Source organism: Pseudomonas avellanae BPIC 631 (assembly GCF_000444135.1).
Lineage (GTDB): Bacteria > Pseudomonadota > Gammaproteobacteria > Pseudomonadales > Pseudomonadaceae > Aquipseudomonas > Aquipseudomonas avellanae.
This window is the reverse complement of record NZ_ATDK01000232.1, coordinates 1-5,811: the sequence shown is the minus strand read 5'-3', so window position 1 is coordinate 5,811 and position 5,811 is coordinate 1. Positions and strand designations below refer to the sequence as shown.

The following is a 5,811-nucleotide window of genomic DNA, read 5'->3' as shown; positions in this document are numbered from 1 at the left end:
AAACTCAAGAGAAACTATGAAAGCGTCATAGCAATGGCCTGCGCTTTTCTGTGGCTACCAATGTGAAACGGGAACAGACCCTAGCCAGGCGGTGTTTTTTTGCGTTCTCACAGTCCTTAGGAGTTCCCATGGCGTCATCCGAAGATGAAGCAACCACCAAGACATCAAGCGTTTATATCCGACCGGTCAGGGTGGATGCGCTGAACAAAGCCGCGATACGGGTGAGCTATGAAACCAACAGCACCAGGCAGATTTCACCCTCGGAGCTTGCTCGCTACCTGATCGATAACTTCCTGGAAGCGGCTATCCAAAAAATGGTTGATGACTCCAAAAGGTAGTCATTGAGGAGGTCGCAATGCAAAAGAGACTCCTTTTTTCCGTGCTGCTCATCTCTCTGTCAGGGTGCAGCCAGCCGACGGCCCAGTTCGCACAGGAACCGGCGGGGCAGTGGGTGGATGAGCAGATCCGGCAGAGCGCTTCTTCGGTCAGCCAGGCGCAGAGCCGGTTGCACCAGACCAGCGCTGTTCCTTCCTTTGCTCCCGTGTCAGCACCGGTCAAACCGACCGCTAAAGCACAGGCTCCCGCAGTCAAAGCTCCCGTCAGGCCTGTGCCTGTTGCCGGGGGTTAGCCATGCGCGGCCTATGGCTGGTTTTGGTGTTGTCGATGCCGTTGCAGGCCTGTGCTTTCTGCTTCCAGGAGGCTGGCCAGCGCTATGGAGTTGATCCGGTGCTACTGCAAGCGATCGGCATACAGGAAAGTAAGCTGCAGCCTGGTGCAGTGAACCTTAACCGCGATTCGTCTGGAAAAGTGCTCAGCACCGACTACGGCGTCATGCAGATCAGCACGCGCAACGCTAACCGGCTGGTCAGGATGGGACTGATCTCGCGAGCGGAGGACCTGCTCACCAACGCCTGCTTTAACGTTCAGGCGGGGGCTTGGGTACTGGCTCAACATCTTCGTGTGTGCGGCAATACCTGGCGTTGCCTAGGTTCGTATAACGCAGGCTTTGACCCTTCGCAACGCCAGGAGCAACGGCGCCTGCATTACGCGCAGCAAGTGCGCAACGTCTACGACCGCCTCAAAGCATTGGGCGCTGCATCGGCCCACCTCGCTATCCGTTAATGACTGCGCCCGGTTTGGGGTGTCAGGAGACTATCGATGAAATACTCCCTTTGGGCTGCGCCGGCGGCGGCATTGCTGCTGTCTGGCTGCCAGAGTTTTTGTGAGAAGCCGCCGGCGGCTCCTACGCCTTCTGCGACAGCTGCGCCGGTACTTGATCGGGTTGCGTTACAGCAAGAAACGCTGTGGATGGAAGGTGCGATCAATACCCGGTCAACCCTGCCGACCGATGCTATCCGTGCTCAGAGCGACCTAGTCGCGGTTGACTGGAGCGGTGACGCGGTTGAGCTGCTGTCCCATCTGGCCCGCCAGCGCGGTCAGACGTTTGCCTGGACCGGCGTGCGCCTGCCCTTGCCGGTGAACCTCAAGGTCAATGGAATCTCCTATGCGAATCTGTTGCGTCTGATCGAGATGCAAACAGCCTGGCGTGCGACCCTGACCCAGCTTCCAGGGCAACTGACCCTGGCCTTTGCGCAGGCGGAGCCTGCCAAGAAGGCGGGAGGGCGTCAGTGAAAAAATCAATTCTGACGCTTGTCCTGTTGCAGGGCCTGCAAGGGTGTGGACATACGCCACCTTCCACACCCTCCGACACGCCGGCGCCACTGGAAAGCTATCTTGCCCCCGCTGACCCGCCGTCAGCAGACGTGACCGAATCGCGGCGACAACTGCTGGAGGAATCGGGACGCAATACTGGGTTTCGCGGCGGTAAGGCTGAGCGCGCGTGGGAATTACGCCAGGCATTGGAGGGGCAGATCGGACGGCTCAACACCTTGTATGACTTTCGGACCCTGATCAGCCGTGAGGGCTGGCTACCGCCAGTCATCGACGAGGCGGTGGACGTGGCCCATATCACGCCACGGCAGATACGCACTGCAAGCCATGTTTACGAAATCATCGTGCCCGAACGGTTCGTCAGTAACCCACCGTCGTGGCGTACCTGGTTGATGGCGGGCCTGTCATCGTCGGGCCCTGATGAAACCGTGGCAGTCACACCTGAAAACCGTTTGCAGAAGGCGCTTTGGCAAGCGGCGGTCCGCCAGGGCTGGGGTGAAGGGCGGCAAAGTGCCGATCAGACCCTTGAAGCCAATTTCAACCGCCTGACCCGAGATTACCGGGGCATGCTGATGTACTCGCAGTTACTGCGCCAGGGGTTCATCACGGCGCCGGTCGTCACGGATCAACAGCAGACCGTGACGGGGGATCGGCAGAAGCTGACCACCGGCGATCGCGTACGAAGCCTCAAGGAGAACGCCGGCTTTGTTCCCGACAAAACTCAGTGGCATCCGGTGATACGCAAGGTGCAGCCATGACCCGGACGGCCCAGACAATGGAGTTTGCCCCCTACGCTTTTGAAGACGGGCTGAATGCAGACACCTTGCGCGATTTTTTCGTCTGGTGTGAACGGCAGTCAGCCAGCGACATTCACATCCAGGGCGGTAACCACCTGGTGGTAGGGCATCAAGGTCGCTTGCGCCAGGCCAGCCGGTTTGTGCTGGCTGACGATACGTGGTCCAAGCTCCTCGATGATCTGTTCAGCCCTGAAATCCGGCCGACGGTACGCGGTGGTCGGCCTGTAGACCGGGCCATACAGCTGGATGGCGACATCAACCAGCGCTACGGCCTGGAGCGTGGCGAGCGATTACGCTTTCGCTGCAACTTTGTGCAGGCCACTGCTGGGCGATTGGACACCACCATCGCCCTGACGATGCGGATCATTCCATCTGATATCCCGGATCTAACAAAGATGGGGCTGGAAGAGGATCTGTTCGAAGCGTTGTTGCCGTCCAATGGTCTAGGACTCATTGGTGGAATCACGGGGGCGGGTAAAAGTACCCAGGCGGCCGCTATCTACCGCTTTTGCCTGGACACCGATCCTGACCGCAAGGTGACCACGATCGAAGACCCGATCGAATTCATTCTCGCGCGTCCAGGGGATGTATTGGCCTCGACGCAACTGCAGATAGGTCGAGACGTTGCCAGCTATGCCGAAGGCATTCGGGCAGATCTTCGCCGGGCACCGTCGATCATCGGGGTGGGTGAAATGCGGGATTTGGAAACCTTCCAGGCCGCCGTTTTGGCCGGACAGGTGGGCCATTTCAATCTCAGCACCTTGCACATCCATTCACCTGGAGAGGCCATTCCACGGTGCCTGACCATGGTGCCCTCGGAAATGCGCGAGGCTACGGCCCACGATCTACTGAGCGTTCTGCAATACATCATCGTGCAAAAGCTGCTGCGCACCACCGATGGCAAACGCCAGGCCGTGCGCGAATACATCATCTTTGACGATGCGCTGCGCGCCAAGCTGGCCAGCATGCCTTACCCCGAATGGGGTCGGCATATCGACTCCATTATTCGCTTGGAGCAACGACGCTTCGCTGATCATGCCTGGCGTCTTCATCTGGAAGGGCGCATTGACCGGCGTGAACTGGCGGTGGCGATGACCGCCTCGCAATTGCGAGAACTCGAACAACGGGCCGTGTGAAGTACGGGCCATCGACTAAGAGGTATACGCCATGTCCTGGGCCGATGCAGCAGCACCCATCGTCGCGCAAGTAATTCACCAGGTCGGACGCACAGATATGAGAGTGCTGCGCAAGGCACTGGTGGCTGCCTACCCGTGGGGTGAGCGTGAAAACGCCCGGTACAAGGCTTGGCTGGCCGAGATACGTCGCCAGCTGGGTCACCCACTGAACGCGCCGAAGGCCGATCCGGCCAACAGGCAGATTGACCTGTTCAACCCACGTTAAGAAGACGTCCTCAATCCATCAACCAAAGGTCTCAACCATGAATGTTCGCGCCATGCTCGTGGCCGCTACGGTCACTACCTGCCTGACAGGTTGTGCTACTTCGGCCCAACTCCAGCAGCAGAACGACCAGTTGCTGCTGATCAATACCAATCTGTTGCAGATCCAGGCCAACCAGCTGCAAGCCCTGGCAATGCAGAAAACACAGGTTTCGCTGCAGATCGAGAGCAACAACCTGCAGGTCCTGCGCAATGCTCAGGCTCAGCCAAAGGGGCCACGTCATGATTGAGCGTTTGGTGCAGGACCAGCATGGTCATGAGGCAATCATTCCGCACAACGTGGTTGAGCGCATTACGGCGTTGGCTCTGCGACGTGCACAGTTACGCAGAGACTCACTTCAAATGAGCAAGCCATTGAATTCATACCGTCCAGACAAACAATCAGAAGCGCATCGAGGAGTCTCCAGCGCTTTTGAACAGAGTGCCGTGTCATGACTGCCCTATCGGCGTTAACCAGACCGCTCAGTCGTGGGCTGCTGGCCTCGGTGCTGCTGTGCAATCTGACCTTTACCGTTCAGGCGGCTGAAATACAGGTGGGTTTTTCACCCGAGGGCAGCGCGGAGCAGTTGGTACTCAATGTGATCCAGCGAGCCCGGCAGCAGATACGGCTGATGGCCTACAGCTTCACCTCTCCAAGCGTGGTCAAGGCGTTGGTGCAAGCCAAACGGCGCGGCGTCGATGTACAGGTGGTGGTCGATGCCCATGGTAACGACAACAGGGCCAGTCGCGCTGCGATGAACCTGCTGGCCAACGCGCAAATCCCTGTGCGCACCAACGGTGCGTACAAGATTCAGCACGACAAGGTGATCATCACAGATGGCCAGAACGTCGAAACCGGCTCGTTCAACTACTCGGCCTCGGCCGCCAAGGCCAACAGCGAAAATGCGGTGGTGATGTGGGACGTTCCTGCGGTGGCCAGCGTGTACCTGGAGCATTGGCAATCACGCTGGGTGCAGGGACAGCCTTATCAGCCGACTTACTGAAGAGGATGTAGTGAAACAACTAGGGAAGAGAACGTCATGTGCCAAAACACTCAGCAGTGCTGCTCAACTCCAGACGAATGCAAGGCCTACATGGAAATTGAGGAACAGATCGGCCATTGCACGCCCGATCAGGCCTGGGGCATGTACTTCGTATCGACAGGGAGCGTGCGTGAAAACATCAGACTGGCAGTAATGAAACACATCGCCCAGGGCAACAAGGCATTGCTGGTTGAGTTCCCGGAACTTGCGCCGGCGAAAAAAGGAGATCACGAATCGGGCTAGCGTCCCAACCGCAGCATAGGAGTTATCCATGTCTGACCAGCAACTGCAACCGGGCTATTGGCGCAATGCCTCACGCCTTCTCAATCTCTACGGCATACCAGCCCCCTTGTTCTTGTTGTACCTGGCGTGGTTTCGCTTCCCCTCCATGGTCACGATCTACGTCATCACCGCCATTATTGGCGGCTTTCGGCTGCTCTCGTTCTTTGGATGGACGTTCCAGGTCCTGGTGATGCGACTGGCTTACCTGATGCGCGTCAAGCGCATGTCCGGTCGGCCCTGGTGGTATCGACGCTTTACCGAAAGGGGGGAGCGATGAACTTGCTATTGCAAATGGCGCCCATAATGGAGGCGAGAGACAATGACGTTAACCATTGATCATGCGAAGAAGTTAGTTATTGAATTCTGTGCGACCTACCCGGTAGCGTCCACCATCAGCTACAAGATCAGAGAAACCCAGGAGGAGCTTTATGGACCGCAAGCCACCCGAGAAGCCGCTGGAACCATCCTCGGTTCATTTCATCCTAGGGTCTGTTCCCGTTTCGACGTAACCTATTGATCCCTATGAGAACAGGCCCGTATTGTTGGAGTTCTCACACAACACCAATACGAGCCTGCAATGCC

Annotated in this window: 12 protein-coding genes; all 12 read left to right on the top strand. The window is 57.8% G+C overall.

All coding sequences use genetic code 11. The features are described 5' to 3' along the window. The first annotated feature begins 128 nt into the window (after window positions 1-128). The 12 genes from DW49_RS0111865 to DW49_RS0111810 all read left to right on the top strand — a co-directional run bounded on the left by DW49_RS0111865 (window position 129) and on the right by DW49_RS0111810 (window position 5,746). Window positions 129-338, top strand: coding sequence for a hypothetical protein (locus DW49_RS0111865; protein WP_005622143.1), 210 nt, complete (start codon window positions 129-131; stop codon window positions 336-338). 325 nt (window positions 339-663) lie between these two features. Continuing rightward, on the top strand, window positions 664-1,122 hold the full coding sequence (locus DW49_RS0111855; RefSeq protein ID WP_229687594.1) for a lytic transglycosylase domain-containing protein: 459 nt from the start codon (window positions 664-666) through the stop codon (window positions 1,120-1,122). Window positions 1,123-1,158: 36 nt separating this feature from the next. Further along, window positions 1,159-1,632: a DotD/TraH family lipoprotein gene (locus DW49_RS0111850; RefSeq protein ID WP_005622147.1), complete on the top strand. Its 474-nt coding sequence runs from the start codon at window positions 1,159-1,161 to the stop codon at window positions 1,630-1,632. Next, window positions 1,629-2,429, top strand: coding sequence for a type IV secretion system DotC family protein (locus DW49_RS0111845; RefSeq protein WP_007247253.1), 801 nt, complete (start codon window positions 1,629-1,631; stop codon window positions 2,427-2,429). Before DW49_RS0111850 ends, DW49_RS0111845 begins: the two co-directional genes overlap by 4 nt. After that, window positions 2,426-3,604, top strand: a complete 1,179-nt coding sequence (traJ, locus tag DW49_RS0111840; protein WP_024421245.1) for a plasmid transfer ATPase TraJ — start codon at window positions 2,426-2,428, stop codon at window positions 3,602-3,604. Before DW49_RS0111845 ends, traJ begins: the two co-directional genes overlap by 4 nt. 31 nt (window positions 3,605-3,635) lie before the next feature. Then, window positions 3,636-3,869 (top strand): hypothetical protein, encoded by a 234-nt coding sequence (locus DW49_RS0111835; protein ID WP_004644386.1) that lies wholly within the window; start codon window positions 3,636-3,638, stop codon window positions 3,867-3,869. A 37-nt stretch (window positions 3,870-3,906) separates the two neighbouring features. After that, window positions 3,907-4,155, top strand: coding sequence for a hypothetical protein (locus tag DW49_RS0111830; protein ID WP_024419793.1), 249 nt, complete (start codon window positions 3,907-3,909; stop codon window positions 4,153-4,155). Beyond that, window positions 4,148-4,360 (top strand): hypothetical protein, encoded by a 213-nt coding sequence (locus tag DW49_RS1000000132035; RefSeq protein ID WP_147469975.1) that lies wholly within the window; start codon window positions 4,148-4,150, stop codon window positions 4,358-4,360. Before DW49_RS0111830 ends, DW49_RS1000000132035 begins: the two co-directional genes overlap by 8 nt. Continuing rightward, a complete protein-coding gene (locus tag DW49_RS0111825) occupies window positions 4,357-4,908 on the top strand; it encodes a phospholipase D family nuclease (protein ID WP_005622153.1) in 552 nt (183 codons plus the stop codon). The genes DW49_RS1000000132035 and DW49_RS0111825 overlap by 4 nt, the downstream gene beginning before the upstream one ends. A 90-nt stretch (window positions 4,909-4,998) precedes the next feature. After that, window positions 4,999-5,190 (top strand): hypothetical protein, encoded by a 192-nt coding sequence (locus DW49_RS0111820; RefSeq protein ID WP_229687595.1) that lies wholly within the window; start codon window positions 4,999-5,001, stop codon window positions 5,188-5,190. 28 nt (window positions 5,191-5,218) lie between these two features. Next, window positions 5,219-5,506: a hypothetical protein gene (locus DW49_RS0111815; protein ID WP_024419794.1), complete on the top strand. Its 288-nt coding sequence runs from the start codon at window positions 5,219-5,221 to the stop codon at window positions 5,504-5,506. Between the two features lie 42 nt (window positions 5,507-5,548). Beyond that, window positions 5,549-5,746: a hypothetical protein gene (locus DW49_RS0111810; RefSeq protein ID WP_024421244.1), complete on the top strand. Its 198-nt coding sequence runs from the start codon at window positions 5,549-5,551 to the stop codon at window positions 5,744-5,746. The last annotated feature ends 65 nt before the right edge of the window (window positions 5,747-5,811 follow it).